The organism is Tsuneonella dongtanensis, assembly GCF_001698205.1.
Lineage (GTDB): Bacteria > Pseudomonadota > Alphaproteobacteria > Sphingomonadales > Sphingomonadaceae > Tsuneonella > Tsuneonella dongtanensis.
This window is the reverse complement of sequence record NZ_CP016591.1, coordinates 1,467,910-1,494,121: the sequence shown is the minus strand read 5'-3', so window position 1 is coordinate 1,494,121 and position 26,212 is coordinate 1,467,910. Positions and strand designations below refer to the sequence as shown.

The following is a 26,212-nucleotide window of genomic DNA, read 5'->3' as shown; positions in this document are numbered from 1 at the left end:
GTGCCGGCACTTGGCTTTCCGGGATTGCATGGCACCCCGCCTCGGGGCACGAGCGCGCGATGAACACGTTCGGCGGCCAGTTCGATCCATCCCAGCTTTCGCGCTGGATACTGACCCGTGCGCACCCCGGATGGCTTGGCCTGACGTACCGGTCGCATGGCGATAACTGGTGCGAGCTTGAGCTTCCGTGGCGGGCAGACCTGATCAGCGACGAAGGCGCTCCCGTTCTCGCGTCCGGTCCGATCATCAGCTTGATGGACATGGCCGCAGGGATGGCGATCTGGGTCACGAACGGCGAGTTCCGGCCGGTCGCCACGCTCGACCTCAGGGTCGACTACCTCCGCCCTTCCCGCGAGAAAGCGTCGGTGATCGGCAGGGTCGAGTGCTACCGGCGCACGCGATCGGCAGCTTTCGTACGCGGCAGCGCCCACGACGGGGATCCTGACGATCCGGTCGCCCAGATGGCAGCCGTCTTCATGACGCTCGACCCTTCGCGCATGGTGCCGGCATGAATACGCGGCTCACCTCCTATGCGCGCTCGATGGGCATCATCGTCGGTGAACACACTCCAGGTGATGCGCCGGTGCTCTCGCTGCCGTTCGCGCACGAGATGGAGGGTCGCCCGGGTGCCTGGCATGGTGGCGCCATCGCCGGCCTGCTGGAGACCGCCGGTTACGCGGCGCTCCGCAGCGCGCTCGATGCATTGGACAGGCACCCGACGCTCAAGCCAATCAACGTGACGGTGCAATACCTTTCGACCGGCAGGACTCGCGAAAGCTACGCCCGGGGCCGCATCGTCCGCCTGGGGCGGCGCAATGCAAACCTCTCGATCGAAGCCTGGCAGGACGACCCGCTGAAGCCGATCGCGACTGCAGTGATGAACGTGCTGATGGTCGATCCGGAGTAGAGCGAACGCCGGGTTACTGCGGCGGCTGGTTCGGTGCCTGACCCGGCGGTGGAGGCGGCGGTCCCGGCTCGATCCTTATTCCCTCACGATTGACCCGCAAATCGATCGGCACCCCTTCGATGTCGGTCGACACCGTCACCCCTTCACCGCCGATGCGGACCCGCGATCCTCGCTCGTCGAAGGGGAAGTCCGCGGTGGGGATCGCGTCTGGGCCCGGAACGTCCATCGGCTCGATGGGACCTCCGGGGTCGTCCTGCACGTCAGGCGCTGGTGCCGGTCGGCTTGCCCCCTTGCCCAGCGCCTGAACCATGAAGTCGCGCCAGATCCGGGCCGGGACGCTGCCACCGGTTATGCCGCCGAGCGGCGTGTTGTCATCGTTCCCGATCCAGACACCCACAACGAGGTCGCCAGCGTACCCGACGAACAGCGCGTCGCGGTAATCCTGGCTGGTGCCGGTCTTGCCGAAATTGGGTATGGACAGTGAGGCTGCCCGCCCGGTTCCGCGGTTGATCGCGGCACGCAGCATCTGTTCGATCTCGCCGTGGGTGCGGCCCGAGAGCCGCTCGCGCTTCGACCAGTCCCATGCCTGCGAGAGCCACCCCTTTTCAGGTTCGGCGAAGGCGCGCGGAACGACCGGGAAGTCGTTTCCCGCCACCCCGGCATAGGCCGCAGTCAGCTCGATCAAGGTCATCGTCGACGTGCCCAGCGCAAGGCTTGGGTCGCCCTCTGCCATCGGCGACCTGACCCCGAGGTCGCGTGCAGTGGCGATGACGTTCTCACTGCCCACAGTCTGCAACAGGCGCACTGCGGCGACGTTGCTCGAACGCGCGAAGGCGTCTTCCAGGGTGATGCTGTCGGAGTAGTTGCCCGCTGCGTTCTTCGGACGATACCCGCCGGTGGTGATCGGGCGATTGTCGATCGTGTCGTCCGCGCTCATCCCTTCGCGAAGGGCCGCGAGCCAGACGAAAAGCTTGAAGGTGGAACCCGGCTGCCGCCGGGCCTGCGTCGCGCGATTGAACGGGGACCGGGCGTAATCCTTTCCGCCGATCATCGCGACGACTTCGCCGTTGGGCCGCATGGCGACGAGGGCGACCTGCGCCTTGCCCGGCACGCGCGCCGTGACCCGGCGCGCGATCGCCTGCAACCGCGAATCGAGCGTAGTCGTAAGGGTCTGTCCGCCATACCCGGCCTCGGCCAGCTTGCGCCCCTGCGGCAGGGCCCAGTCGGCAAAATAGGTCCCTGTGGGCAAGCTCGGTGCCGGCCTGACATCGAGCCGTGGCGGCCGCATCGCCCGCGCCTCTGAAGGAGTGAGATACCCGGCATCGACCATCGCCGCCTTGACCATCTCCATCCGCCGCGCGGCCCGGTCATAGTGCTTTGTCGGCGCAAACCGCGACGGCGCCTGCACGAGCCCCGCGAGCATGGCCGCCTGGTCGGGCTTCAATCGTTCGGGCTGGCGGTAGAAATAGTGCAGGCTCGCGGCCCGCAAGCCGTACACGTTGTCGCCGAAGTAGGCGTTCGACAGATAGCGTTCGAGCACCTCGTCCTTGGTGAGCCACGCTTCCAGCCAGAAGGCGATAAGCATCTCGCGCGCCTTGCGCGTCAGGGTCTGCTCAGGCGTGAGGAAGGTGAACTTGGCGAGCTGCTGGGTAATCGTCGAGCCGCCGCCCACACCTGTGAAAGCGGCGCGTGCGATCCCGCGCGGATCGATTCCCCAGTGGCTGTAGAAGCGGCGATCCTCGATCGCGAGGAAGGCTTCGACGACATGATCGGGCAATTTGTCCACGTCGACCGGCGCGTCGATCACGGCACCGTTGCGCGCGATCGGCGTGCCGTCGCTGGCGAGCAATGTGAGCTGGGGGGCGGCGATCGGCTCGAGGGATTTCGACAGCGGCGCGGTGACCGCGAGCCACGCCACAATGAGGATGAACAGCGCCAGGATCGCTCCCGCGCCGCGGACGATCCACCAGCGCTTGCGGCGCCCGAACCATCCGGTCTTGGCCGCAGGCTCCGCTGCCTCGAGCCGCTGGTCCCAGTCGGCGAACCGGTCGGATACGGGCGATCCGCCGCCGGGCGTGCCGTGCACAGCGAAGTAGCCCGCGGGCGACGCGGGTTCCTCGGCTGGCTTCCTGCGGTACCAGGGATCGCGCGGCGACATCAGAACTGTGTTAGCAGGTCAATACAGCCCTGACTAGTACGCCTAGTTCCTGCCGATGACGCTTTCGGGAAGGTCGACGCCGAACACACGCTGATAGTATTCGGCCACCAGCACCCGCTCGGCCTCGTCGCACTTGTTGAGGAACGTGAGGCGGAAGGCGAAGCCGACGTCTCCGAAGATCGCGGCGTTCTGCGCCCAGGTGATCACGGTGCGCGGGCTCATGACGGTCGAGATGTCGCCGCCGATGAAGCCTTGGCGTGTCAGGTCGGCCACCTTGACCATGTCCGCGACCACCTTCGCGTCGGTTTCCGGGCTCTTGGCGCGAACGATCGACTGCTCGGTCTCGGCGGGCAGATAGTTCAGCGCCACGACCATGTTCCAGCGGTCCATCTGACCCTGGTTGATCGCCTGGGTACCGTGATAGAGCCCGCTCGTATCGCCGAGGCCCACGGTGTTCGCGGTGGCGAACAGCCGGAAGTGCGGATCGGGCCGGATGACGCGGTTCTGGTCGAGCAGGGTCAGCTTGCCCTGTTGCTCGAGCACGCGCTGGATCACGAACATGACGTCGGGACGGCCCGCATCGTATTCGTCGAACACCAGTGCGACGGGGTGCTGCAATGCCCAGGGCAAAAGGCCCTCGCGGAACTCGGTCACCTGCAACCCGTCGCGCAGCACGATCGCATCGCGCCCGACCAGGTCGATGCGGCTGATGTGCGCGTCGAGGTTGATGCGGATGCACGGCCAGTTGAGCCGCGCGGCGACCTGCTCGATGTGCGTCGACTTGCCGGTACCGTGATAGCCCTGGATCATCACCCGGCGGTCGAACGCGAAGCCGGCGAGGATCGCGAGCGTGGTGTCCGGATCGAACACATAGCTGTCGTCGATATCCGGGACGCGCGAATCCGCCTTGGAGAACGCGGGCACTTGCCAGTCGACATCGACCCCGAAGACCTCGCGCGCGCTGACGGTTGTGTCGGGCGCTGCGAGGATTGTGCGCTGGTGCGTTTCGAGGGCGTCGGTCATGTCGTTCATCGTGACGCGCGACCTATACGCGCGCGCGGGGGGCCGCAACGGTATTTCCGCTATGCCTGCATGAAGTCCACCGGATCCGACGGATGCAGAAGCAAACCTACTCATAGGTAGGGAGCGCAGTTGACGGGCCTCCATCAAACCTACTAACAGGTAGGTTTATGAAAACCTCACGGGATGAGCTGCTCAGGATAGGCGAGGAAATCGTTTGTCGCCAAGGCCTTGCCGGCCTCTCTTTCGGCGAAGTCGCGCAGCGTGCGGGCATACGGAAAGCGAGCGTCCATCACCACTTCGCCTCCAAGGCGATATTCGCAGCTGCACTGGTTTCACGGCTCGCCGAACTTGCCGAAGCGGACTTGAGCGATGCGGAGGCCGATCATCGCCGGGGGTACCTTGCCCTGAAGACTCTGCTGCGCGAACGGCGGGACCAGATCGACGATGGGCACGCGCTCGACCCTCTCACTGCGCTTGCCGCCGGTGCCGACGCCCTCGACGATGCCACGCGAGCTGCGCTTGGTCATGCGCGCGAGCTGGTTCTGAGGCGGATCGCCTCGATCCTGCAGGCGGGGCGTCGCGACCGTACGATCTCGGTCGCCGGCGACATCGAGGAAGAGGCCCGCGCGGTCCTCGCCCAGATCGAAGGGGCGGAACTCGCCGCGCGCGCCGCGGGTGACGGGGCGATGTTCGACCGGACGATCGCGACCCTCGAGAAACGGATGGCCGCCCACTGACCGCGTGGGCTAAGCTGGCAGCATGTTCCCGCCCTCCCCCGTCGAACTCGTCCGCCGCCGGATCGTCGGCAAGGTGCGCGCCACCTTCAACGACGTGGCCGCGGGGCAGCAACCGGTCGCGATCAGCGACGACGCGCTGTTCGAACGCGATTCCCCGATCAGGATGGTCCACAGCGGCGTCGTGTCGATGATGGTCGGCGGCATTCGCTCGCTGCTGCTTCAGATGCTGCACCCCCATGCGTTGCAGGGCGTTCTCGACCACTCCGATTTCCGCCGCGACATGCACGGCCGCTTGCGCCGCACCGCCCGCTTCATCGCGGTGACGACCTTCGCACATCGCGACGAGGCGATGGCGGCCATCGAACGCGTCAATCGCATCCACGCGCGGGTGAGCGGCACCCTTCCCGACGGTACTCGCTACGCGGCGAGCGATCCGCGTACACTCGCCTGGGTCCACGTGGCCGAAGCGACGAGCTTTCTCGACGCCCATCTCGCCTATGTCCGCCCGTCGATGCCGCTCGCAGAGCAGGACGAGTACTTCCGCCAGTTCGCGGTGATCGCCCGCAGCCTCGGCGCGGATCCGGTCCCGGAAACCCGCGCTGCGGCGGAATCCCTCATCGCCGACTTGCGGGCCGACCTGTCCTCCAGCGATGCTGCGAGCGAGGTCGCACGCCTGGTGCTGACGCAGCGACCCGCGGGGACACCGCTTGCCGTCCAGCGCGCCCTCGCCACCGCGGCGGTCGACCTCCTGCCTCCCTATGCGCGCACCATGCTCGGCCTCGCCCGGCCGAGCGCGAGCGCGCTCCCCGCCCGGCTTGCCACCCGGACCATGTCGGAAACCCTGCGCTGGGCATTCCGCCAGCGCTGACGTCAGGCGAGCGGAGGCGGCAGGCAGAACAGCGCGACGTAGCGCATCGCAAGGTCGCGGTTGCCCTCGATCACGACGCTGCCGTCACGCTCCAGGTCGGCCCATGGGACGCCGGCATAGATCCCCGCAGCAAGTACGGCCGCTACAGGCGCGCGAAACACGGCGTCGGCGCCGGCCACATCGCCCCGCACGACCGGGAGTGCATCGGCCGAAGGCTCCGCGACGAAGCTGTCGCCCCCTATGACGAAACCGACCCGGCCGCTGACCGAGGGAAGCGCGGCCCGGTCCACCATCGTCCTCATCGACAGCATGAGCGATACCGCCGAGAGCGGCAGCGTCGGGTCGTGCGCGCTCGACTGCGCCGCCCAGCGACCCGCCTCCTGTATCAGCGGCTCGGCAGCATAGCCCCATGCCGTCAGCTCGTAGACCTGCGCCTTGCCCGGCGGCGGGAGGTGGCGCCGCACGACGACGCCCGACTGCTCGAGCGATTCCAGCCGCTCCGTCAGCACCTTGGCCGATATTCCGGGCAGGCTGGCGCGGATGTCCGAAAACCGCCGTCCCCCAAGCATAAGCTCGCGCACTATGAGCAGGGACCAGCGTTCGCCCAGCAGCTCCATCGCGAACGCGGTTCCGCAAGCGTCGCGGTACCACTTGCCGTGGCCGGGTGCGGATTGCCTAGTTTCTTTTTGTAACTGCACAGTTGCGTTTAGTAACTTATTATGGGAAGAAGCTCAAGTGTCGAGTCGCGATGTCATTCTCATCGCGTCGCAAGATATCGAAGGAGAGTGAGAATGTACGTCGATGGTTTCGTCATCGCCTGCCCGCGCGCCAACAAGGACAAGTTCATCGAACACGCCAAGCTGGGCGACAGCGTTTTCATGGACCTGGGCGCGACGCGCGTGGTGGAGTGCTGGGGCGACGATGTCAGCGAAGGAAAGACCACCGATTTTCGCATGGCAGTGAAGGCGGAGGACGACGAGGAAGTCCTCTTCAGCTGGATCGAATGGCCCGACAAGGCGACGCGCGACGCGGCGATGGCCAAGATGACCGAGTGGATGGAAGATCCGTCCAAGGCCGATCCGCGCATGGACCCCGAAAAGAACCCGATGCCGTTCGACGGCAAGCGGCTCATCTTCGGTGGGTTCATGCCCATCGTCGAGCTGGGAGGCGACCAATGACCGAGAAGCACGGCGATTTCGTCTGGTACGAACTGATGACGACCGATGTCGATGCGGCAGAGGCTTTCTACGGTCCTCTGATCGGCTGGACGTATGAGGCCGGAGGGCCGGCCGGCATCGACTACCGCGCGTTTTCCGCGGGAGACACGCAGATCGGCGGCGTTCTGGGGCTGACCGACGAAATGACCGCCGGGGGCGCGCGGCCGGCATGGGTCGGCTACGTCCGCGTGGACGATGTGCCCAAGGCGTTGACCGCGATCCGGGATCGCGGCGGCAGCGTGACCATGGAAGGCGGCGAGGTCCCGGGCGTCGGCCCCTTCGCCATGGTCGCCGATCCGCAAGGCGCGATGTTCTATGTCATCGACGATCGCTCGGGCCAGCCGGGCGGCGCTTTCGCGAAGTACGCGCCGCAAGTCGGCCACTGCGCCTGGAACGAGCTCGCGACGTCCGACCCCGAGAGGGCGAAGGCGTTCTACGGCCAGTTGTTCGGCTGGGTGAAGGACGGGGAAATGGATATGGGCCCGATGGGCACCTACGAATTCCTACGCCACGGCGACTACGGCATCGGCGCGGTCATGCCGAAGATGCCGCAGATGCCTGTTTCATCGTGGAGCTTCTACTTCCGCGTGCCCGATATCGACGCTGCCGCGCGGGCGATCCCTGCGAACGGCGGCACGATTATCCAGGAGCCGATCGAGATACCCGGCGGCGAATTTTCGCTCATGGCAATCGACCCCCAAGGGGCGGCCTTCGGTCTCGTCGGAGCGCGCAAGGAGGCGACGTGATGGACCGGAAAATGACGACGGTGCTGTGGTTCGACGGCGCAGCGGAAGAGGCCGCACGGTTCTATTCCGACACCTTTCCGGACAGTCAGGTCGGACGCGTGTTTCGCGCCCCGGCGGACTTTCCGGGGGGCAAGAAGGGCGACGCACTGACGGTGGATTTCACCGTGCTCGGCCGCAGCTTCTCGGGCCTAAACGGCGGCGACATGTTCAAGCCCAACGAGAGCGTGAGCTTCATGGTCGTCACCGAGGACCAGGGCGAAACCGACCGCTACTGGAATGCCATCGTCGAGGGCGGCGGGCAGGAATCTGCCTGCGGCTGGTGCAAGGACAAGTGGGGCTTCAACTGGCAGATCACCCCGCGCACGCTGCTCGAATCGCAGGAAGCGGGCGGCGACGAAGCACGCCGCGCGTTCGAGGCGATGATGACCATGGGCAAGATCGATGTCGCCGCGATCGATGCGGCACGGAAGGGAAACTGACAGGATGGCACGCAAGATAACCGGTGCGGCGTTTCTTTCGCTCGATGGCGTAATGCAGGCCCCCGGCGGCCCGACCGAAGACCCGCAGGGCGGTTTCGACCAGGGCGGCTGGGTTTTCAAGCTGTGGGACGAAGGTGTCGGCGAAACCCTGGGACAGTTGTTCTCGGGCGATTACGATCTCCTGCTCGGCCGCCGCACCTACGACATCTTCGCAGCGTACTGGCCCTATGCCGAGGAGCCGGAAAACCGCCCGATGCGCGACGCGTTCGACAAGGCGAACAAGTACGTTCTGACCCGAGGCGACCAGCAGCTGGAATGGCAGAACAGCCACCGCCTGCGCGGGATCGAGGATGTAGCACGGATCAAGGCCGAACCGGGTGCGGACCTCATCATCCAGGGATCGAGCACGATCTACCCGGCACTGCTCGCGGCCGGGCTGATCGATGAACTGATAACGATGACCTATCCCGTGATCCTGGGACACGGAAAGCGCCTGTTTGGCGATGGCACGAAGGTCACGAAACTCGAGATGACGGGCCACCGCGTTACCGACCGTGGCGCTGTCGTCGCCCACTGGAAGCCGGGGGGCGAGCTCCCGCCCTATCCCGACGAAGCGCCCATCGCCGCGACCAGCGAACGCGAAAAGGCCCGCCAGCAGCGCATCGCGGACGGCACCTGGTGAGCGACCTCGTCCTCTACGGCCACCCGTTCTCCAGCTACACCTGGAAGGCGCTGATGCCGCTTTACGCCAACGGCACTCCGTTCGAATTCCGCAACGTCGATCCGGCCTTTCCCGGCAACTGGGATTTCTGCCGCAAGGTTCATCCGGCGGGCAAGTTCCCGGTGCTGGTGGATGGAGAGGCGATCGTGATCGAATCGACCGCGATCATCGAGCACCTTGCCGCGCACTATCCGGGTGCCGCTCCGCTGATCCCGGAGGACCCCGGGCAAGCGGTCGTGGCGCGGATGATGGACCGTGTCTTCGATCGCTACGTGATGGACGTGGGCCAGTTGGTCGTGAATGCATATATCGCCGACGCCGCGAACCCGAATCCCGACCAGGTGGCGGCCGGAAAGAACGGCTTGCTCCATTCCTACGCCTGGCTCGAGAACTGGCTCGCGGAAAACGAACTGCCGGCCCATGTCAGCCTCGCCAGCTGTGCCGCGATGCCCAGCCTCTTCTATGCCGACTGGATCGAACGCATTCCGGACACCTGCCCGCGCGTCCGGGACCTGCGTGCCGAGCTGATCGCGCTTCCACCTGCGGCACGCTGTATCGAGGACGCGCGGCCCTATCGCCACTACTTCCCGCTGGGTGCTCCGGACCGCGATTGACCTGTGCGGCCGCTCCTGCAACGTTCCTCGTGGGTCGTTTCGGAGGAGAGGCCATGACGTCGCACGAAGGCGGCTGCGATTGCGGCAAGGTTCGCTACCGGCTCACCGACGACCCCATGGTCGTCCATTGCTGTCATTGTCGCTGGTGCCAGCGCGGCAGCGGATCGGCGTTTGCGCTCAATGCGGTGATCGAAACCGAGCGGCTGGAAGTGCTCGCCGGCGAACCGGAGCGGACCGACAATCCATCCGCGAGCGGAAAGGGCCAGCCGATCTTTCGCTGCCCCGACTGCAGGATCGCCCTGTGGAGCCATTACGGCGGGGTCGGCGACAGAGGCGCGTTCGTCCGCGTCGGCACGCTCGACGATCCCGACGCCTTTCCGCCGAACGTCCACATCTTCACCGGCAGCAAGCAACCGTGGGTCGTCATCCCCGAAGGCGCCGAAGCCTATGAGGTGTTCTATTCCGGCAAGGACGTGGTGCGGATCTATGGCGAGGCGAACGCCGCCCGCTGGCGCGCATTGAGGGAGGGCTGAGGCCGCCTTGGCCGCCTGATGCGGCTAGGCCAGGGCTGCGCTCTTGCGAAGGAGCTGGTACGCTTCGACGACGCGGGTGAGCCGTGCCTCGTGGCTGCGATCGCCGCCGTTACGGTCGGGGTGGTAGCGCCGGACGAGTTCGGAATAGCGGCGGCGCAAGGCGGCCCGGTCGATGTCGGGTGCAAGGTCCATCGTGGACAGCGCATCCTGCTCGTCGCGGGTGAAGCGTGCGGCCTGCGCCCGGCCCTGCGCGCGGCGACGGATGTCGGACGCCCGCGCGCCGATCGCTTCGAGCGGATCGTCGAAATCGGCCCAGCGCGGCACCCCGCCCACGCCGGCGTCGACGCGAAACGCGCGCGTCGTGCTCGAGTTCGCCCAGCCCGCTGCGGGATGCTGCGCGGCGACGATCTCGTCGGCGCTCATCCCGGCGAAGTAGTTGTACCGCGCGTTGAATTCGCGAACGTGGTCGAGGCAGAACCAGAAGTGCTCGCCGGGTCCGTCGAAGCCCGGCGCGCGCGGGCCGGGCGCGCGGAACTGCCCGGGCTCGTCGCAGCCTGGCGCCTGGCATTCCTGGACACGGTCTTCGTGCCGCCCGTGAAATCGCATCGACCGCATCGGCCCCGAGGTAGGCATGGACAAGCCGCGCCACAACTCCCAAGAAAGATGCCATGCCCGGACCGCTGCAATCGGAAATGGAAGCGCTGCTGACCGCTGCCTTCTCCCCTACCCGCCTCGACGTGATCAACGACAGCGCGAAGCATCGCGGTCACATGGGCGACGACGGGAGCGGGGAATCGCACTTCACGCTCGTGATCGAGAGCGCCGCCTTTGCCGGCCAGTCGCGCCTCCAGCGCCAGCGCATGGTCAACGCCGCGCTGGGCGACATACCCGGCCAGCGGGTCCATGCGCTCGCCATCCGCGCTTTCGCGCCCGGAGATGCCGAATGATCGAGCAGGCGATAGCCCCCGTCACCCACGACCTCGGTCAGTTCGAAGTGCGGCGCGTCTTGCCGAGTAAGGGTCGCACGATGGTCGGCCCGTTCATCTTCGTCGACGAGTTCGGCCCCGCACAGCTCGACATGGGGTCCGGCATGGACGTGCGCCCGCACCCGCACATCAACCTGGCCACGGTCACGTGGCTGTTCGAGGGCGCGATCGACCACCGCGACAGCCTCGGCACTTTCGCGACGATCCGCCCGGGACAGGTGAACCTGATGACCGCGGGCCGCGGGATCGTTCATTCGGAGCGCTCCCCGGCGGACGAACGGACGAGCGGACCGCGCCTGTTCGGGATGCAGACCTGGCTCGCGTTGCCTGACGGACGCGAGGAGATCGATCCCGCGTTCGAAGCGCAGACCGGCCTCCCGGTCGTCGAGGACAATTGCGCCAAGGCGACCGTGATCATGGGCACGCTCTGGGGGCGGAAGGCACCGACCACGACCCACGCCGAGACGATCTATGCCGAAATCGTTCTCGCCCCGGGAGGATCGCTGCCGATCGACGCCGACGCGGACGAGCGCGCGGTCATGCTGGTCGGCGGCGAGGCGTCGGTCGACGGGCAGGAGCTGTCGCCGTACACTCTGGCGGTCCTCGCTCCCGGAGCGACGATGCGTCTTTCATCCGCAAGCGGAGGCCGCGTCATGCTGCTGGGCGGCGAGGCCTTTGCCACCAAGCGCCACGTCTGGTGGAATTTCGTCAGTTCCAGCCGCGAGCGGATCAACGCGGCGAAGGACGATTGGCGCGCCGGCAACTTTCCGCTCGTCCCCGGCGACAGCGAGGCATTCATCCCCATTCCCGACCAACCCAAGACGGTGAGCTACCCATGAGCGTGAAAGGACAGGTCGCCTGGATTACCGGCGCTTCGAGCGGCATCGGGGCGGCACTCGCGCGCCAGTGGGCTGCGCGCGGCGGGCACGTGATCCTGTCGGGTCGCGACATCTCCCGGCTCGACGACGTGGCGCAGGGCCTGCCGACCGAATCGCTGCTGCTGCCGTTCGACGTGCGGGACGACGAGACGATGGCCGAAGCCACCGCCGCCGCACTGGACTGGAAGGGCGGGATCGACCTCGCGGTGGCCAACGCTGGCATCTCGCAGCGCTCGGCAGCGGTCGAGACCGACATGAAGGTCTACCGTGAGATCATCGAAGTGGACCTGATCGCCCAAATCGCCTTCGCGCAAGGCCTGATCGGGCCGATGAGCGCGCGCGGCACGGGCGCGCTGGCATTCATCTCTTCGGTGGCCGGCAAGGTCGGGGTGCCGATGCGCACCGCCTACAGCGCCGCCAAGTTCGGTCTTGCCGGCTATGCCGAAGCCCTGCGCGCCGAGCTGTCGCAGACCGGGGTCAAGGTGCACACGATCTTCCCGGGCTCGATCCGCACCGACGTCAGCCGCAATGCGCTGACCGCCGACGGCACCGCGCGGGGCAAGAGCGATCCGGCGATCGACCAGGGGCTGGATCCCGACGAAGCCGCCGCCGAAATGCTCGACGCGATGGCGGCGGGCACGCGCGAGATCGTGGTCGCGCGCGAGGCCGAGCTGGCGATGGGCGAGGCTCGCCGCGCGCCCGGCTGGCTGCTCGACCAGGTCGAGGCAATGGTCGCCCGCGGTTACATGGAGCGATTGAAGGAGGGCTAGGGATGAAGCGCGTTACGCTTGCGGGCGGCATCGAACTCGACTGCATCGACGAAGGCGCCGAAGACGCGCCCGCGCTGATCTTCCTGCACGGATTTCCCGAAAGCCACCGGACCTGGCGCCACCAGGTCGCGCACTTCAAGGACCGGTTCCGCTGCGTCGCCCCCGACCAGCGCGGCTATCGCGGATCGTCGAAGCCGGCGGACGTGGCCGACTATGCCGCGGACAAGATCATCGGCGACGTCTTCGCCCTCGCCGACGCGCTCGGGATCGGCGAATTCACCGTTCTCGGCCACGACTGGGGCGGTGCGATCGCGTGGGGCGTGGCGATCGGCGGGCAGATGAACGCCAAGAGTGGACAAGGGCGCGTCACCCGCGCGGTCATCGCCAACGCACCGCACCCGGCGATCTTCCAGAAACTGCTCTACACCAACGAACACCAGCGGACCTGCAGCCAGTACATGCGCGGCTTTCGCGACACGGCGAACGATGCGCTGGTGCGCGAAAAGGGCCTCGAAGGCCTGCTCGCGCAGGAAATCGGCTGGCTCGACGGATCGAAGATAGAGCCCGCGGAATTCGCCCGCCTGCGCGAGGGCTGGCAGGACCGGGACGCCGCATTCGCCATGCTGAACTGGTACCGCGCCAGTTCGATAGACGTGCCGCCGCTCGACGCGCCCTACACCGTACCCGAGGGATGGACCCCGCCGCCGCTACCGAAGCTGACGATCCCGACGCTGGTCATCTGGGGCATGGACGACACCGCCTTGCCGCCCGAGAACATCGCCGGGATGGCCGACGTGGTCGACGACCTCACTCTCGTCGAAGTGCCGGGTTCGGGCCACTTCGTGACATGGGAAGCACCCGAGGCGGTGAACGCCGCAATCGACGCGTTTCTGGAGCGGTAGAGAGTTCGCGGTCTGCCCGAGAAATACGACGGCTTTTAGCGAGATTCTTATTTGGTTCTAGCGTCAATTATGGGGTGGGAAGCGGACATTTACTGCCCGACCAAATTGGCCTCGTCAGCCTTACCGTCCATCAGCGTCGCGATACCTTGGCGGAAATTTTCAAGGTCGGGATAATTGGTTTTGAAGGTCGTGCGAACGCAATTCAGCGGCTTCCCTTCGCCGTTCTCAAAGTAGTCACGCAGCCAAACTTGAACCAATAAGTTCCCTCGCGTGTCCGCTGGCGCGACTGAGACGCTGACGACAAGTGAGTCGCCCTCCCAAGGCTCAAATCCCCAAGATGCTTCGACCGGGGCATCTTGCAAAATGGGATAGGTGGCCAGCTTTTCGCCAAACTCTCTTACATCCTGCCATTGGACCCAGAAGCCGCCCTTGCCTGAAAACTGTTCGCCTTTCACCTCTACAGCCAACCAACCAAAGTCGTCGTTCGGGTCGCCGTCATGTTGGTAGCGAAAGGAAAGGCCTGTGCTCATTGTTAGGGGTTTGGCGATCAACCTTAATGCCCGCAATGGGGTCGTTACCCGCTGGACCACTTTTGGTCAGATTTTCGCGATACCCGCCTGTCCGCTTACGGCACCGCCGCTGTTGCGCTGATCGTCCGATGTTGGGTGGAAAGCTGTCATTCGGCTGTGCGGATGATGTTGACTAGCGCGAGCGCATCATCGACGTTTCTGTCCAACACCAAACCCCGATCAGCCCGTCGAGTGGAACAAGCTCGCGATCGGCCAAAGCCGCTTTCGCAATCTGTTCGGACGCATTGCCGAGGGGCCGCTCGCTTGGGAGCGCTTCCGCCCATTTCGCAACGGCATCATTCTCATCAGTCGCTTGAACCTGAGAGACGAACGTCCCTCCCGCATAATCGCATACGATCGAATAGAGGCCCATCACCGACTGGTGGCGCAAGCCGCCCGTGTCCGCAATGGGGTCGTTAGCCGACAGTCTGAATTCAGTAACGAGGCACCCTCAAACCAGCCGCTAGCCCGCCACCCACTCGATGTCCGCGCCGTGCGGGTGCGACCAGGTTAGTTGTCGTTCGGCCTCTCCTCCTGGCCAGTAGCGCACTTTCAGACCGTGGCGGTGGACCGTGCGGTCGGCCTCGACCGCGACCCAGGCGAGCGGGCGTTCGGGCGTGGCGGCGGCACCCGCCGCCTCCATCGCCGACGATATCCGCGCCTGCTGATCCTTGGGCACGTATTGCCAGACGATCGAGTGCATGAGGACTCGCGTGGTGCCTTCGGCCTGCGGCTTGGCCAGTTCGGTCTCGACGAATTCGGCCGCGTCCATCCTCACCAGATCGGGCGCGTGCTCGCTTGCGGCGGCGACGGCCGCTTCCATCCGCTCGAACCGGACGGTGTGCTCGGGCCAGATATAGGCCTTGAGGCGCAGCGCCTGGTCGGGATCGGTGAGGTCGACCGGCGCCACGTCGCAGCCCTTGAGGCTGGCGATCTCGATCAGGTGGGCCGGCGGCGGATCGCCGTGCCACTCGGGCGTGAACGTCATTACCGGGTCTGCTGCGCCCGCCTTCGTCCCGCCGAGGTCGTAGGCGTAGCGATCCATCATGAGGTTGATCCCGGCCGAAGATCCGATCTCGAGGCATTCGAACCGCGGCGGCAGGCCCTGGCCCGCCAGCCACAGGAACGCCGCCATGAAGTTCGACGAGCGCCCCGCCTCGTTGGTCTGCGGCGGTCCGTCGAGCCAGGGCATCAGCACCGCTTCGTGCGCCGCGACCGCTGCACGAACCAGTTCCACATCGCTCGACGCCGCCTCGCCGCGGTAGATCGTCCCGAGTTCCGGCTGGGCGCCCGACAGCCAGAGCGAATGGATGCCCCCCGCCACGCGTAGCGGCAGCGCGTCGGCCAGCGGCGCGCCCTGCCACTTTCGGATACGGTCGAGCAGCGCGCCCGGTTCGTCGCCATCGATCAGGTGGCGGATCGCATTTACAACCCGCGCGGTGATCGGCGCCTTGGCGGCGTTGCAGTAGGCGACCTGGTTCTCGAACGCGCGCGACACCGCGCCGTCGCCCGTCATGTCGATATCGACCAGCTCGTACTTCGGCCTGTCCTGACCCATCTTGCGTTGCCCTTTCGTGCCCCGCACCCTAAGTGCGCCGCGCCGTGCCAAAATCGTCAGCCTCACCGATCACCTTCGCCGTGCCCAAGGGGCGCATCCTCGACGAGGCGCTGCCGCTGATGGCGCGCGCCGGGGTGGTGCCTGAAGCTGGCTTCCACGACAAGGCCGACCGGCGGCTGGCTTTTGCGTGCCAGGACGACGATCTCCGGCTGATCCGGGTGCGCGCCTTCGACGTCGCGACCTTCGTCGCCCACGGCGCGGCGCAGGCGGGCATCGTCGGTGCCGACGTGGTCGAGGAGTTCGACTATTCGGACCTCTACGCCCCGGTCGACCTGGGTATCGGATATTGCCGCCTGTCGGTCGCGGAGCCTGCCGCGGGCGCCGCGTCGATCGACGGGTCCACCCACGTGCGGGTCGCGACGAAATACCCCAACCTGACCCGCCGCCATTTCGAGGCGAAGGGCGTGCAGGCCGAATGCGTCAAGCTCAACGGCGCGATGGAGATCGCTCCCGCTCTCGGCCTCGCGGGGCGGATCGTCGACCTCGTGTCGAGCGGGCAGACGCTCAAGGACAACGGCCTCGTCGAGACCGCGACGATCATGGAGATCACCGCGCGGCTGATCGTAAACCGCGCAGCGTTGAAGACCGACCCGCGCGTCGCCGCGCTGGTCGAACGGTTTCGCGAGATCGCGGCATGAAGCGGCTCAGGATCACCGATCCCGGTTTCGACAAGGCCATTCGGCGCATCGTCGAGGACCGCCGCGAAAGTGATGAAAACGTCACCTCGGACGTGGCTGAAATTCTACAGCGGGTGAAGGCGAGGGGAGATGAAGCGCTCAGCGAGTACACGCACCGCTTCGACGACCACCAGCTGACCGAAGACGGCGACTGGCAGGTCGATCTTGCGGCATGCAAGGCCGCTTTCGACGCGCTCGATCCCGAGTTGCGCGATGCGCTCACCCTCGCCGCGGACCGCATCCGGGCATATCATCAGGCCCAGCTTCCGACCGACCGCGACGAGACCGACCAGGCCGGAGTACGCCTCGGCGCGCGCTGGCGTCCGGTCGATGCCGCGGGGCTCTACGTTCCTGGCGGACGCGCGGCCTATCCCTCGTCGCTGCTGATGAACGCGATTCCCGCCAAGGTCGCGGGGGTTGAGCGCCTCGCCGTGGTCACCCCGACCCCGGGCGGTCGCACGAACCCGCTAGTGCTCGCCGCCGCGCACGTCGCCGGGGTGGACGAGGTCTGGCGTATCGGCGGTGCGCAGGCGATCGCCGCGCTGGCCTATGGCACCCAGCGGATACGCCGCGTCGACGTGATCACCGGGCCCGGCAACGCCTGGGTGGCCGAGGCCAAGCGCCAGCTTTTCGGTGTCGTCGGGATCGACATGGTCGCGGGCCCCAGCGAGATCCTCGTCATTGCCGACGGAGCCAACGACCCCGACTGGATCGCCGCCGACCTCCTCAGCCAGGCCGAGCACGACCCCGACGCGCAATCGATCCTGATCACCGACGACGCCCAGTTCGCCGAGCAGGTGGAAGACCGGGTCGACGTGCAGTGCGCCATGCTCAGGACCGGGAAAGTCGCCCGCCAGAGCTGGGACGATCACGGCGTGATGATCGTCGTCGACAACCTCGATCAGGCGATCCCGCTCGCCAACGCGCTCGCCGCCGAGCACGTGGAGCTTGCGGTGTCCGATCCCGAACCCTTCATCGAGGGCATCCGCCACGTGGGCAGCCTCTTCATCGGTCGCATGGCCCCTGAAGCGGTGGGCGATTACGTTGCGGGCCCCAACCACGTCCTCCCCACCGGACGCCGAGCACGCTTCTCAAGCGGGCTGTCGGTCCTGGACTTCATGAAGCGCACGAGCTTCATCGAGCTGGGCGCGGAAGCCCTGGCTGCAATCGGTCCCGCAGCCGTGGCGCTCGCGCATGCCGAGGGGCTCGAGGCACATGCCCGATCGATCGAATTGAGACTGAAATGAACAGCAATCCCCGCTCACAGGCCCGCTCGGCCGCCCGCCTCGCCGCCGTCCAGGCGCTCTACCAGCACCAGATGGAGGGCACCGGCACCGCGCGCCTGCTCGACGAATTCCACCAGCACCGGCTGGGGATGACCGTCGACGAGGAAGAACTTGCCGACGCCGAGGTCGATTTCTTCGACGACATCGTATCCGGGACAATCGCACGTCGGGATGAGATCGACGGCCACCTGACCGCCAAGCTGGCCGAGGGCTGGACCATCGCCCGCCTCGACAAGACGATGCTGCAAATCCTGCGCGGCGGCTCCTACGAGCTCATGGCGCGCGCCGACGTGCCGGTCGCCGCCGCGATCAGCGAATGGGTCGACGTTGCCAAGGCTTTCTTCGACGATCGCGAGGCGAAGTTCGTCAACGGCGTGCTCGATGCCGTGGCCAAGGTGGTCCGCTGAGCGGCGAAAGCGCCTTCATCGAGGCCCTGCGCCGCATCGCGACGCATCCCGCTGCACGCGGGCTTGAGGACGATGCAGCGGTTCTCGAAATCGGCAGCGAGACGCTCGTCATCACTCACGACAGCGTGATTGAAGGAGTGCATGTCCGGGCCGACGAGGACCCCGCGGACATCGCCTGGAAGCTGGTCGCGGTGAACCTGTCCGACTTGGCCGCGAAGGGCGCGATGCCGGTCGGGGTGCTGCTGACCCACAGTCTTGGGCCCGGCGACGAGCGTTTTGTCGAAGGCTTGCAGGAAGTACTCAGCAACTATGACGTCCCGTTGCTCGGCGGGGACACGGTTCGCGGCACGGGCGCTCGCGCATGGAGCTGCACCGCCATCGGCCGCACCGATTTCGCAGCGGTTCCGGCGCGCTCGGGCGCACGACCCGGCGATGCCGTCTATGTCACCGGCTCATTGGGTCTCGCGATGCTTGGCATGGCCGAGGCCGAGCGCAATTCGGGCAGTGCTGCCGACCTGGCCTATCGCCGACCGCGCCCCCTGCTCGCCGAAGGTCGGGCGCTCGCCCCTATCGTCAACGCGATGATGGATGTGTCGGACGGGTTGCTGCTCGACGCGTTCCGGATCGCTCAAGCGAGCCGGGTCACCTTCGATCTCGACAGCGCCACCTTTCCCGTCGCCGATCCTGAGCGCATTCTCGCGTGCGTGACCTGGGGCGACGACTACCAGCTTGTCTTCACTGCCGCCCCCGATCGGCAACTGCCGGTTGCAGCGCGACGTATCGGCACGGTGACCGGGCCGGACAGTGCCGCGTTACGGGTGGACCGCGAGATACCGGACCTCGCCCGGCTCGGTTTCGAACACTAGCGCCGATACCCACCGAAAACCCGCCGTTTCGGACTTGCGCGCCCGAGTCGCTGCCCTATACCTCGCGGCCTCTAATGCCACCCGGGAGAGGTGGCCATCATCCACGCAAGCAGGAGGGGACTTCCCGTGGACTTCGTTCTAGTTTCCATATTTCTGGGCGCGCTCGCCGTGCTCTACGGCTGGCTGACCAGCATGCAGGTGTTGCGGTCATCGGCCGGCAACGAAAAGATGCAGGAAATCGCCGCGGCGATCCAGGAAGGCGCGCAGGCCTACCTCAAGCGCCAGTACACCACGATCGCCATAGTCGGCGTCGTGGTCGCGATCCTCGTGGGCTGGTTCCTCGGGCCGATCTCGGCCACCGGGTTCGTCATTGGCGCGATCCTCTCGGGCGTGGCGGGCTTCATCGGGATGAATATCTCTGTCCGCTCCAACGTCCGCACGGCGCAGGCTGCCTCGACCGGGCTGCAGGAAGGCCTGACGATGGCGTTCCGCGCCGGGGCGATTACCGGCATGCTGGTGGCAGGCCTCGCGCTCCTTGCGATCGCGGTGTTCTTCTGGGTGCTGGTCAACTCGCTCGGTTACGAAGCGAACAGCCGCACCGTTGTCGACGCGCTCGTCGCGCTGGCCTTCGGCGCGTCGCTGATCTCGATCTTCGCCCGTCTGGGCGGCGGCATCTTCACCAAGGCGGCCGACGTCGGCGCCGACCTCGTCGGCAAGGTGGAAGCGGGCATCCCCGAAGACGATCCGCGCAACCCGGCGGTCATCGCGGACAACGTGGGCGACAACGTCGGCGACTGCGCCGGCATGGCCGCCGACCTGTTCGAGACCTACGTCGTCACCGTGGGCGCCACGATGGTGCTCACCGCGCTGCTCCTCAAGGGCCTCGGCGACCTGCTGATGCCGATGATGAGCCTGCCGCTGCTGATCGGCGGCGCGTGCATCCTGACCTCGATCATCGGCACCTATTTCGTCCGTCTTGGCGGCGGCAAGAACGTGATGGGCGCGATGTACAAGGGCTTCCTCGTCACCGCGGTCCTTTCGATCCCGCTGATCTGGCTCTGCATCGATCAGGCGATCGGCCTCGATACCGAGATCACCCGCAGCCTCGCCGATGTCGGCGCGGGAGAGTCGGTCGCTGAAGAAGGTATGGCCGAACAGGTCGTCACCTTTACCGGCATGGACCTGTTCTGGTGCTCGCTGCTCGGCCTCATCATCACCGGGCTCATCATCTGGATCACCGAGTATTACACCGGCACGAACTACCGCCCGGTGCGCTCGATCGCCAAGTCGTCGGAAACCGGCCACGGCACCAACGTGATCCAGGGCCTCGCCATCAGCATGGAAGCGACCGCGCTGCCGACGCTGGTGATCGTGGCGGGCATCGTGATCGCCTACCAGCTCGCCGGTCTCATCGGCATCGCCTATTCGGCGACCGCAATGCTGGCGCTGGCGGGCATGGTCGTGGCGCTCGATGCGTACGGTCCTGTCACCGACAACGCCGGCGGCATCGCCGAGATGGCGGGCCTCGACGACAGCGTGCGCGAGAAGACCGACCTGCTCGACGCGGTGGGCAACACCACCAAGGCGGTGACCAAGGGTTACGCGATCGGATCGGCCGGCCTTGCCGCGCTGGTGCTGTTCGCCGCCTACACGACCGACCTCGGCGAGTTCTTCCCGAACCTCGACGTCGATTTCAGCCTGGAGAACCCGTACGTCATCGTCGGCCTCCTGCTGGGCGCGCTGCTCCCCTACCTGTTCGGTTCGATGGGCATGACCGCCGTCGGCCGCGCGGCGGGCGACGTGGTGATCGACGTGCGCGACCAGTTCAAGAACAACCCGGGCATCATGACCTACGAGACCAAGCCGGATTATGCCCGCACGGTCGACCTGGTCACCAAGGCCGCCATCAAGGAGATGATCATCCCCTCGATGCTGCCGGTGCTGGCGCCGATCGTGGTCTATTTCGCGATCGCCGCGATCGCGGGTCAGGCCAACGGCTTCGCGGCCCTCGGCGCCCTGCTCCTCGGCGTGATCGTCGGCGGGCTGTTCGTCGCGCTGTCCATGACCGCCGGCGGCGGCGCGTGGGACAACGCCAAGAAGTACATCGAAGACGGCAACCACGGCGGCAAGGGCAGCGAGGCCCACAAGGCCGCGGTGACCGGCGACACCGTGGGCGATCCCTACAAGGACACCGCGGGCCCGGCCGTGAACCCGATGATCAAGATCACCAACATCGTCGCGCTGCTGCTGCTCGCGGCGCTGGCGGGTGGCCACGCGGTCTGACCGCGCGGACCCTTTAACGGGACCAGATGACCCCGCCCCGTTTCGAGACGGGGCGGGGTTTTCTTTGCCTGCGTTAAATTTTCCGCCAACCTCCCGCGGTATCCAGCGCACGAGCGGCCAGATGGCCGCGACAAGCGAGGGACCACGACCGCAGGATGAAGTACACCGCCGGCCTGGCTGAAAGCGACGCCGCGTGCGCGACCGAGTTCCAGGTCGCCCCATGGCAATCGCATGCCGACCCGTCCGGCTGGGATGCACTCGCCGCACAAGCGGCAGAGCCCAATTCTTTCGCCGAGCGCTGGTTCGTGGAAGCGAGCCTCGATGCATTCGACCAAGCCGGATCGGTCGCGCTGGCGAGCCTGACGATGGGCGGACGGCTGGCGGGGATTATGCCCCTCGTCCGATCATCGCGCTACGAGAGCCATCGCCTGCCCCACATGCGCAACTGGCTTCATACCAATGCGTTCTGCGGCGTCCCGCTGGTGGCAGCGGGGTGCGAGCACGCATTCTGGCGCGGGCTGCTGCACTCAGCCGACGAGAATGCGCGAGGAGCGCTGTTCCTTCATCTCGAGGGCATTCCGGCCGATGGACCGCTCTACGCCGCCCTGCGCGATGTCTGTCTGCTCGAGAAAAGACCTGCGGCCGTCGTCGATCGAATCGAGCGCGCGTTGCTGTGCTCCGATCAGTCGCCCGGCGACTATTACGACACATCGCTCAGCACCAAGAAGCGCAAGGAACTGCGCCGCCAGTTCAATCGCCTGTCAGACGAGGGCGTCGTTTCGGTCCTGCGCCACGAAGCCTGCGAAGACCTGGAAGCCTGGATCGAGAACTTCCTCTCGCTCGAAGCGGCGGGATGGAAGGGCGCGGACGGATCGGCCCTGGCCTGCAATCCAGCCACGGCCGCGTTCTTCCGCTCCGCGCTCACCGGCGCCGCGCGTGCGGGCAAGCTCGACCGGCTGGCAATTGCGCTCGACGGGAAACCGATCGCGATGCTCGCAAACTTCGTCGCCCTGCCCGGCATCTACTCGTTCAAGACAGCCTATGACGAACGGCTCGCCCGTTTCTCGCCCGGCGTGCTGCTGCAGCGGGAAAACCTCTCGCTGCTGGCCCGAGATGGCGTGGCCTGGAGCGACAGCTGCGCTGCGCCCGATCATCCCATGATCGAGCGAATCTGGCGCGAGAAGCGCGAGATCGTCCGCGTCAGCGTGGCCATCGGCGGCCGGGCGCGCCGGGCCGCCGCCGCCCTCATCTTCCGCGCCGAAACCGGCCGCTCCAACCACGGACTGTAACGCATCATGGACGCCCGAACCGGATTCACCGCGCTCGATACCGCCGTCTTCGGCCCCGCGGCACGCTGCGCCTTCGCTTCCGCCTATCCCGAAACGCCGCGTGTCATCGAGCACCGCCTGCGCGACAACCCGCTCCTGTCGCTCGATGCCCTGGCGATCCTCGCGGGCAAGCTCCCCGAGACATCGATCGAGTACAACCGGGGCGACCTGCCGATCGGGATCGATGGAAAACCGGGTGGCACCGGCATCGGGATCGAGGACACGATCCGCCATATCGCCTCGGTGAATTCCTGGGCCGTCCTCAAGAACATCGAGCAGGTTCCCGAGTATCAGGCGCTCCTGCTTGCCCTGCTCGGCGAATTGCAGCCGATGATCGAGGCGAAGACCGGCGCCATGCTGCGTCCGCAGGGCTTCGTCTTCATCTCGAGCCCCGACGCGGTCACGCCCTATCATTTCGACCCGGAGCACAACATCCTGCTCCAGCTCGTGGGCAGCAAGACCATGACCCAGTTCCCTGCCGGCAACGATCGCTATGCACCCGACGAGACTCACGAGAGCTACCACTCGGGCGGCCCGCGCGAGCTCCACTGGCGCGATGAGCTGGCGGCAGGAGGGAGCGCCTTCTCGATCGGCCCCGGTGAGGCGTTGATGGTCCCCGTCATGGCCCCCCACTTCGTCAAGAACGGGCCTGCCAGCTCGATCTCGTTGTCGATCACCTGGCGCAGCGACTGGTCGTTCGCCGAAGCCGACGCGCGCTGCTGGAATGCGCTCCTGCGCCGCTGGGGGATGGCTCCGAAGGCACCGGGCCGGTGGCCGGCCTCCAACCGCGGCAAGGCCTGGGCATGGCGGGCATGGCGACGGTTGGCAGGAGCGAATTGACGCGCACGTAAGGCTGGTCCTAAGGCGACCGGCGATGACCGAAACGCCCACCGCCCAGGCCACCGATGCCGAACTCGTCGCCGATCTCTTGGCCCTGCTGGATCCCGCTCCGCTTGGTGAAGACCGGTTCGAGGGCGCGCGCAAGAAAGGCGGGGTCGGTCGCGTGTTCGGCGGCCAGGTCATCGCGCAGGCGCTGATCGCGGCAGAACGCACCGTCGACGAGGATCGCGCGGCGCATTCGCTCCACGCCTATTTCCTCCGCGGCGGCAGCGAGGATCACCCGATCGAGTACACCGTCGACCGCCAGCTCGACGGCGGCAGCTTCTCGAACCGGCGCGTCGTCGCCAGCCAACCCGGCCCCGATGGCCGGATGCAGCCAATCCTCAACCTCGCGGCCAGCTTCCAGAAGCACCAGCCCGGCCTCGAGCACGAACGCGCCGAACTGCCGCGGGTACCCTCGCCCGACGAATTGCGGTCCGACGAAGAACTGCGGGCCGAGATTGCGCCGACGCTTCCCGAGCGGGTGCGGCGTTTCTTCAACGAGCCTCGCCCGATCGAGATACGCGCGGCGACCGGTCGGCACTGGCTGACCGAAGGCCCGCAGGAGCCGGTGCAGAACTCGTGGTTCCGGGCGCGCAGCACGCTGCCCGACGATCCACGTATCCACCGCGCGGTGCTCGCCTACCTGAGCGACATGCAGCTGCTGGGTACGAGCATCATGCCTCACGGCCTGTCGTGGATGCGCGGAGAGGTGAAAAGCGCCAGCCTGGACCACGCGATCTGGTTCCACGCGCCGTTCCGGGCGGACGAATGGCTGCTCTACACCTGCGACAGCCCGTGGTCGGGAGGAAGCCGCGGTTTCAATCGCGGACAGATCTTTCAGGACGGTCGCCTTGTCGCAAGCGTCGCGCAGGAAGGCATGATCCGCCGAAACGAGCCGCGCGCGCGCTAGAATTCACGGCAAGCTAACTCGGTCTTAACCCCGATGGGCGACCTTTCCTCCGCCAATCGCGGAGTTCACAGCCTTGTCCATCGATGCCCGTTTCGACACCGAAGAACCCGACGACCAGCGGGGCGCGCCGCGGCGCACGCTTCGACTGGGCGTCAGCGGACGCTTCGCGGATGGCCGATCGGTCTCGGCCACCGTCCATAACATCTCGGCGACCGGCATGCTCGTAGAGAGCGATCCCGCGCTGGACGAAGGCGATTCCTTTTCGGTCGACCTTCCGGAAGTCGGCGAGCGGATCGCGCGGGTCGTGTGGGTCGACGCGCCGATGCACGGTTGCCGCTTCGACGAGCCTCTTTCCGCCGCCGCACTCAGCGCGGCGCAATTGCGCGCTGCCGTTCGGACCAGCGACGGCCATGCCCTGCCCGTCGCCGAGGGCTTCGGTGCCCGCCTCCACCGTTTGCGGGTGGAGCGCGGCCTCTCGCTGGCCGACATCGCCGACAAGCTGGGCGTCAGCAAACCCACCGTCTGGGCCTGGGAGCACGGCAAGGCGCGCCCGGTCGAACGACGGCTCGCCGCGCTTGCCGATGCACTGGGAGTAACGCCCGGCGGCCTCGAGCCGGCGACGACGGGGCCGGTCGAAGCGGTCGAGCAGGGGCGACGCCAGATCGCCGAGGCCTATGGAGTCGAGCCGGCCCGCGTGCGGATCATGATCGAATTGTAGGGTCAAATACCGCTTGCAAGTTATCCACAATTGACGAAATAAAACGTGGTTAACGAATCGCGTTTTCGTCAGTTTTATCAGTTCGTTAGTTCCGATTAACGCTAAAACTTACGCGCTTCGCTGACAAGACGAGAGTAGTAATACTCTTTTCGAGTGGTTGCGTTAGCTTATGCATGCGCAGTCGGGGGCATCGTTAGTTTTCCGGGTGGGCCGGTTTGCCGATTCGGGACACGCCGAACAGGGGCGGCGACATTGATGTGGGGCATGATTTCGCCGGGGGAAGCCTCGGCACTCTATCGACTCGTGGCGGAAAGCCCGACCGATCTCGTGATCAAGACCGACCGTACCGGTCGCATCGTCCACGCCACGCCGGCCACCGCCGGTCTGGGCCTCGCTTTCGCGGGTGACCCCGTCGGGCGTCACCTGCTCGAGCTGGTGCATCCCTCGTGCAGCGAGGCGGTGCTGGCAGAGCATTCGGCGGCGATCGGGGGGCATGACGCCAGCGGCTGGCTGGAGGTGCTGGCCGTGGCGCAGGACGGGGCCGAGCGCTGGCTGGAAATGAAGCTCGGCGCGCTGCCGGGTCTTTCCGGCGCGCTTGGTATCTTCCGCTCGATCGACGATCGCCGCGCGCTCGAGGACCGGCTGTTCGTTGCGGCGATGACCGACCCGCTCACCCACCTGACCAACCGCGAGGCGTTCGTCCGAATGCTGGGCCACCTGATCGACAACGGCGCGGGCGGGCACGTTGCGCTGTTCGATCTCGATCACTTCCGCACGATCAACCTGCGCCATGGCCACAGCGGCGGAGACAGGGTTCTTATTGCCTTTGCCCGCCTGCTGCAGAGCCTTCTCCGCGCCGACGACATCGTCAGCCGCGTAGCCGGGGGTACGTTCGGCGTGCTCTTGCCCGAAGTCGACGCAGCGACGGCGCACGCGGCCTGTGCCCGCGTCGTGGCGGCGATGACCGAGCTCAACGAGGGCGTGAACGACCAGCGCCTGACCGCCAGTGCGGGAGTCGCGCGCTTCGCGGTCTCGGCAGACGCGACGCTGCGCGAGGCCGAGCTGGCGTTGATCGCTGCCAAGGCTCGCGGGCGCAACCGGGTGGAGCGCGCCCGCCGCTGGCACTAGA

The 26,212-nt window shown here is 66.6% G+C and carries 31 protein-coding genes; 24 read left to right on the top strand and 7 right to left on the bottom strand.

All coding sequences use genetic code 11. From position 1 onward, the window contains the following. Positions 1-59: 59 nt before the first annotated feature. Both A6F68_RS07200 and A6F68_RS07195 read left to right on the top strand, forming a co-directional pair. Positions 60-512, top strand: a complete 453-nt coding sequence (locus A6F68_RS07200) for a PaaI family thioesterase (RefSeq protein WP_067677909.1) — start codon at positions 60-62, stop codon at positions 510-512. Next, the gene (locus tag A6F68_RS07195) at positions 509-907 is read left to right on the top strand and encodes a PaaI family thioesterase (RefSeq protein WP_067677906.1); all 399 of its coding nucleotides are present in this window, start codon (positions 509-511) and stop codon (positions 905-907) included. Before A6F68_RS07200 ends, A6F68_RS07195 begins: the two co-directional genes overlap by 4 nt. Before the next feature lie 13 nt (positions 908-920). Here the strand turns inward: A6F68_RS07195 and A6F68_RS07190 are convergent, their stop codons facing one another. After that, positions 921-3,065 carry a transglycosylase domain-containing protein gene (locus A6F68_RS07190; protein ID WP_067677903.1) on the bottom strand — a complete coding sequence of 715 codons (2,145 nt, stop codon included), beginning with the start codon at positions 3,063-3,065 and terminating at the stop codon, positions 921-923. A gap of 42 nt (positions 3,066-3,107) precedes the next feature. Then, positions 3,108-4,097 carry a cobaltochelatase subunit CobS gene (gene cobS, locus A6F68_RS07185; protein WP_198152703.1) on the bottom strand — a complete coding sequence of 330 codons (990 nt, stop codon included), beginning with the start codon at positions 4,095-4,097 and terminating at the stop codon, positions 3,108-3,110. A 158-nt stretch (positions 4,098-4,255) separates the two neighbouring features. Between cobS and A6F68_RS07180 the strand changes: the two genes are divergently transcribed. Both A6F68_RS07180 and A6F68_RS07175 read left to right on the top strand, forming a co-directional pair. Continuing rightward, complete coding sequence (locus A6F68_RS07180) at positions 4,256-4,825, top strand: TetR family transcriptional regulator (RefSeq protein ID WP_067677900.1); 570 nt, start codon at positions 4,256-4,258, stop codon at positions 4,823-4,825. Positions 4,826-4,847: 22 nt separating this feature from the next. Continuing rightward, positions 4,848-5,693 carry an oxygenase MpaB family protein gene (locus A6F68_RS07175; RefSeq protein ID WP_067677897.1) on the top strand — a complete coding sequence of 282 codons (846 nt, stop codon included), beginning with the start codon at positions 4,848-4,850 and terminating at the stop codon, positions 5,691-5,693. Positions 5,694-5,695: 2 nt separating this feature from the next. On the opposite strand, the gene A6F68_RS07170 is transcribed toward A6F68_RS07175, so the two are convergent. Continuing rightward, positions 5,696-6,310, bottom strand: coding sequence for a winged helix-turn-helix transcriptional regulator (locus A6F68_RS07170; RefSeq protein ID WP_084001749.1), 615 nt, complete (start codon positions 6,308-6,310; stop codon positions 5,696-5,698). Between the two features lie 174 nt (positions 6,311-6,484). On the opposite strand from A6F68_RS07170, the gene A6F68_RS07165 reads away from it, so the two are divergent. Genes A6F68_RS07165 through A6F68_RS07140 form a run of 6 tightly spaced genes read left to right on the top strand, consistent with a single transcriptional unit; the run spans position 6,485 to position 10,003 of the window. Beyond that, positions 6,485-6,871: a DUF1428 domain-containing protein gene (locus tag A6F68_RS07165; protein ID WP_067677891.1), complete on the top strand. Its 387-nt coding sequence runs from the start codon at positions 6,485-6,487 to the stop codon at positions 6,869-6,871. Continuing rightward, the gene (locus tag A6F68_RS07160) at positions 6,868-7,656 is read left to right on the top strand and encodes a VOC family protein (RefSeq protein WP_067677888.1); all 789 of its coding nucleotides are present in this window, start codon (positions 6,868-6,870) and stop codon (positions 7,654-7,656) included. Before A6F68_RS07165 ends, A6F68_RS07160 begins: the two co-directional genes overlap by 4 nt. Further along, positions 7,656-8,135: a VOC family protein gene (locus tag A6F68_RS07155; protein ID WP_067677885.1), complete on the top strand. Its 480-nt coding sequence runs from the start codon at positions 7,656-7,658 to the stop codon at positions 8,133-8,135. The genes A6F68_RS07160 and A6F68_RS07155 overlap by 1 nt, the downstream gene beginning before the upstream one ends. 4 nt (positions 8,136-8,139) lie before the next feature. Continuing rightward, complete coding sequence (locus A6F68_RS07150) at positions 8,140-8,817, top strand: dihydrofolate reductase family protein (protein ID WP_067677882.1); 678 nt, start codon at positions 8,140-8,142, stop codon at positions 8,815-8,817. Then, the gene (locus A6F68_RS07145) at positions 8,814-9,470 is read left to right on the top strand and encodes a glutathione S-transferase family protein (RefSeq protein ID WP_074428291.1); all 657 of its coding nucleotides are present in this window, start codon (positions 8,814-8,816) and stop codon (positions 9,468-9,470) included. Before A6F68_RS07150 ends, A6F68_RS07145 begins: the two co-directional genes overlap by 4 nt. Before the next feature lie 53 nt (positions 9,471-9,523). After that, positions 9,524-10,003: a GFA family protein gene (locus A6F68_RS07140; RefSeq protein WP_067677879.1), complete on the top strand. Its 480-nt coding sequence runs from the start codon at positions 9,524-9,526 to the stop codon at positions 10,001-10,003. A 24-nt stretch (positions 10,004-10,027) separates the two neighbouring features. Here A6F68_RS07140 and A6F68_RS07135 read toward each other — a convergent pair whose 3' ends face one another. Continuing rightward, positions 10,028-10,618: a J domain-containing protein gene (locus A6F68_RS07135; RefSeq protein WP_067677876.1), complete on the bottom strand. Its 591-nt coding sequence runs from the start codon at positions 10,616-10,618 to the stop codon at positions 10,028-10,030. A gap of 53 nt (positions 10,619-10,671) precedes the next feature. Here A6F68_RS07135 and A6F68_RS07130 point away from each other — a divergent pair, with 53 nt between their 5' ends. From A6F68_RS07130 to A6F68_RS07115, 4 genes are read left to right on the top strand one after another with little or no spacing between them, the layout of a single operon-like run. Next, positions 10,672-10,950, top strand: coding sequence for a BolA family protein (locus tag A6F68_RS07130; protein WP_067677871.1), 279 nt, complete (start codon positions 10,672-10,674; stop codon positions 10,948-10,950). Then, positions 10,947-11,828, top strand: coding sequence for a pirin family protein (locus tag A6F68_RS07125; RefSeq protein WP_067677868.1), 882 nt, complete (start codon positions 10,947-10,949; stop codon positions 11,826-11,828). The genes A6F68_RS07130 and A6F68_RS07125 overlap by 4 nt, the downstream gene beginning before the upstream one ends. Next, positions 11,825-12,637, top strand: coding sequence for an SDR family NAD(P)-dependent oxidoreductase (locus A6F68_RS07120; protein ID WP_067677865.1), 813 nt, complete (start codon positions 11,825-11,827; stop codon positions 12,635-12,637). Before A6F68_RS07125 ends, A6F68_RS07120 begins: the two co-directional genes overlap by 4 nt. Positions 12,638-12,639: 2 nt before the next feature. Further along, entirely contained in the window at positions 12,640-13,539 is a 900-nt protein-coding gene (locus A6F68_RS07115; RefSeq protein WP_067677862.1) for an alpha/beta fold hydrolase, read from the top strand. A gap of 89 nt (positions 13,540-13,628) precedes the next feature. On the opposite strand, the gene A6F68_RS07110 is transcribed toward A6F68_RS07115, so the two are convergent. The 3 genes from A6F68_RS07110 to A6F68_RS07100 form a co-directional block, all read right to left on the bottom strand. Next, positions 13,629-14,069 carry a hypothetical protein gene (locus A6F68_RS07110; RefSeq protein WP_067677859.1) on the bottom strand — a complete coding sequence of 147 codons (441 nt, stop codon included), beginning with the start codon at positions 14,067-14,069 and terminating at the stop codon, positions 13,629-13,631. 172 nt (positions 14,070-14,241) lie between these two features. Further along, complete coding sequence (locus A6F68_RS07105; RefSeq protein WP_067677856.1) at positions 14,242-14,481, bottom strand: hypothetical protein; 240 nt, start codon at positions 14,479-14,481, stop codon at positions 14,242-14,244. A gap of 90 nt (positions 14,482-14,571) precedes the next feature. Continuing rightward, the gene (locus A6F68_RS07100) at positions 14,572-15,666 is read right to left on the bottom strand and encodes a DUF2332 domain-containing protein (protein WP_067677852.1); all 1,095 of its coding nucleotides are present in this window, start codon (positions 15,664-15,666) and stop codon (positions 14,572-14,574) included. 80 nt (positions 15,667-15,746) lie between these two features. Here A6F68_RS07100 and hisG point away from each other — a divergent pair, with 80 nt between their 5' ends. The 10 genes from hisG (at position 15,747) to A6F68_RS07050 (ending at position 26,211) form a co-directional block, all read left to right on the top strand. Next, positions 15,747-16,364: an ATP phosphoribosyltransferase gene (hisG, locus tag A6F68_RS07095; RefSeq protein ID WP_257784462.1), complete on the top strand. Its 618-nt coding sequence runs from the start codon at positions 15,747-15,749 to the stop codon at positions 16,362-16,364. After that, positions 16,361-17,650 carry a histidinol dehydrogenase gene (gene hisD, locus A6F68_RS07090; RefSeq protein ID WP_067677849.1) on the top strand — a complete coding sequence of 430 codons (1,290 nt, stop codon included), beginning with the start codon at positions 16,361-16,363 and terminating at the stop codon, positions 17,648-17,650. The genes hisG and hisD overlap by 4 nt, the downstream gene beginning before the upstream one ends. Next, entirely contained in the window at positions 17,647-18,096 is a 450-nt protein-coding gene (gene nusB / locus A6F68_RS07085; RefSeq protein ID WP_067677846.1) for a transcription antitermination factor NusB, read from the top strand. Before hisD ends, nusB begins: the two co-directional genes overlap by 4 nt. Further along, the gene (thiL, locus tag A6F68_RS07080) at positions 18,093-18,962 is read left to right on the top strand and encodes a thiamine-phosphate kinase (protein ID WP_067682247.1); all 870 of its coding nucleotides are present in this window, start codon (positions 18,093-18,095) and stop codon (positions 18,960-18,962) included. Before nusB ends, thiL begins: the two co-directional genes overlap by 4 nt. 192 nt (positions 18,963-19,154) lie before the next feature. Continuing rightward, positions 19,155-21,245 (top strand): sodium-translocating pyrophosphatase, encoded by a 2,091-nt coding sequence (locus tag A6F68_RS07075; protein ID WP_418368992.1) that lies wholly within the window; start codon positions 19,155-19,157, stop codon positions 21,243-21,245. A gap of 155 nt (positions 21,246-21,400) precedes the next feature. Then, positions 21,401-22,534 carry a GNAT family N-acetyltransferase gene (locus A6F68_RS07070; RefSeq protein WP_067677840.1) on the top strand — a complete coding sequence of 378 codons (1,134 nt, stop codon included), beginning with the start codon at positions 21,401-21,403 and terminating at the stop codon, positions 22,532-22,534. 6 nt (positions 22,535-22,540) lie between these two features. Further along, complete coding sequence (locus A6F68_RS07065) at positions 22,541-23,413, top strand: cupin domain-containing protein (protein WP_067677837.1); 873 nt, start codon at positions 22,541-22,543, stop codon at positions 23,411-23,413. Between the two features lie 34 nt (positions 23,414-23,447). Then, positions 23,448-24,365: an acyl-CoA thioesterase gene (locus A6F68_RS07060; RefSeq protein WP_067677834.1), complete on the top strand. Its 918-nt coding sequence runs from the start codon at positions 23,448-23,450 to the stop codon at positions 24,363-24,365. A 73-nt stretch (positions 24,366-24,438) separates the two neighbouring features. Next, complete coding sequence (locus A6F68_RS07055) at positions 24,439-25,083, top strand: helix-turn-helix domain-containing protein (RefSeq protein WP_067677830.1); 645 nt, start codon at positions 24,439-24,441, stop codon at positions 25,081-25,083. 264 nt (positions 25,084-25,347) lie between these two features. After that, positions 25,348-26,211, top strand: a complete 864-nt coding sequence (locus A6F68_RS07050) for a GGDEF domain-containing protein (protein WP_198152702.1) — start codon at positions 25,348-25,350, stop codon at positions 26,209-26,211. Position 26,212 lies beyond the last annotated feature (1 nt).

Bases quoted from the DNA above. Each gene is read 5' to 3' on its own strand.
- A6F68_RS07200 (WP_067677909.1), top strand. From the start codon at position 60: ATGAACACGTTCGGCGGCCAGTTCGATCCATCCCAGCTTTCGCGCTGG.
- A6F68_RS07195 (WP_067677906.1), top strand. From the start codon at position 509: ATGAATACGCGGCTCACCTCCTATGCGCGCTCGATGGGCATCATCGTC.
- A6F68_RS07190 (WP_067677903.1), bottom strand. From the start codon at position 3,065: ATGTCGCCGCGCGATCCCTGGTACCGCAGGAAGCCAGCCGAGGAACCC.
- cobS (WP_198152703.1), bottom strand. From the start codon at position 4,097: ATGAACGACATGACCGACGCCCTCGAAACGCACCAGCGCACAATCCTC.
- A6F68_RS07180 (WP_067677900.1), top strand. From the start codon at position 4,256: ATGAAAACCTCACGGGATGAGCTGCTCAGGATAGGCGAGGAAATCGTT.
- A6F68_RS07175 (WP_067677897.1), top strand. From the start codon at position 4,848: ATGTTCCCGCCCTCCCCCGTCGAACTCGTCCGCCGCCGGATCGTCGGC.
- A6F68_RS07170 (WP_084001749.1), bottom strand. From the start codon at position 6,310: ATGGAGCTGCTGGGCGAACGCTGGTCCCTGCTCATAGTGCGCGAGCTT.
- A6F68_RS07165 (WP_067677891.1), top strand. From the start codon at position 6,485: ATGTACGTCGATGGTTTCGTCATCGCCTGCCCGCGCGCCAACAAGGAC.
- A6F68_RS07160 (WP_067677888.1), top strand. From the start codon at position 6,868: ATGACCGAGAAGCACGGCGATTTCGTCTGGTACGAACTGATGACGACC.
- A6F68_RS07155 (WP_067677885.1), top strand. From the start codon at position 7,656: ATGGACCGGAAAATGACGACGGTGCTGTGGTTCGACGGCGCAGCGGAA.
- A6F68_RS07150 (WP_067677882.1), top strand. From the start codon at position 8,140: ATGGCACGCAAGATAACCGGTGCGGCGTTTCTTTCGCTCGATGGCGTA.
- A6F68_RS07140 (WP_067677879.1), top strand. From the start codon at position 9,524: ATGACGTCGCACGAAGGCGGCTGCGATTGCGGCAAGGTTCGCTACCGG.
- A6F68_RS07135 (WP_067677876.1), bottom strand. From the start codon at position 10,618: ATGCGGTCGATGCGATTTCACGGGCGGCACGAAGACCGTGTCCAGGAA.
- A6F68_RS07130 (WP_067677871.1), top strand. From the start codon at position 10,672: ATGCCCGGACCGCTGCAATCGGAAATGGAAGCGCTGCTGACCGCTGCC.
- A6F68_RS07125 (WP_067677868.1), top strand. From the start codon at position 10,947: ATGATCGAGCAGGCGATAGCCCCCGTCACCCACGACCTCGGTCAGTTC.
- A6F68_RS07120 (WP_067677865.1), top strand. From the start codon at position 11,825: ATGAGCGTGAAAGGACAGGTCGCCTGGATTACCGGCGCTTCGAGCGGC.
- A6F68_RS07115 (WP_067677862.1), top strand. From the start codon at position 12,640: ATGAAGCGCGTTACGCTTGCGGGCGGCATCGAACTCGACTGCATCGAC.
- A6F68_RS07110 (WP_067677859.1), bottom strand. From the start codon at position 14,069: ATGAGCACAGGCCTTTCCTTTCGCTACCAACATGACGGCGACCCGAAC.
- A6F68_RS07105 (WP_067677856.1), bottom strand. From the start codon at position 14,481: ATGGGCCTCTATTCGATCGTATGCGATTATGCGGGAGGGACGTTCGTC.
- A6F68_RS07100 (WP_067677852.1), bottom strand. From the start codon at position 15,666: ATGGGTCAGGACAGGCCGAAGTACGAGCTGGTCGATATCGACATGACG.
- hisD (WP_067677849.1), top strand. From the start codon at position 16,361: ATGAAGCGGCTCAGGATCACCGATCCCGGTTTCGACAAGGCCATTCGG.
- nusB (WP_067677846.1), top strand. From the start codon at position 17,647: ATGAACAGCAATCCCCGCTCACAGGCCCGCTCGGCCGCCCGCCTCGCC.
- A6F68_RS07075 (WP_418368992.1), top strand. From the start codon at position 19,155: ATGCAGGTGTTGCGGTCATCGGCCGGCAACGAAAAGATGCAGGAAATC.
- A6F68_RS07070 (WP_067677840.1), top strand. From the start codon at position 21,401: ATGAAGTACACCGCCGGCCTGGCTGAAAGCGACGCCGCGTGCGCGACC.
- A6F68_RS07065 (WP_067677837.1), top strand. From the start codon at position 22,541: ATGGACGCCCGAACCGGATTCACCGCGCTCGATACCGCCGTCTTCGGC.
- A6F68_RS07060 (WP_067677834.1), top strand. From the start codon at position 23,448: ATGACCGAAACGCCCACCGCCCAGGCCACCGATGCCGAACTCGTCGCC.
- A6F68_RS07050 (WP_198152702.1), top strand. From the start codon at position 25,348: ATGATTTCGCCGGGGGAAGCCTCGGCACTCTATCGACTCGTGGCGGAA.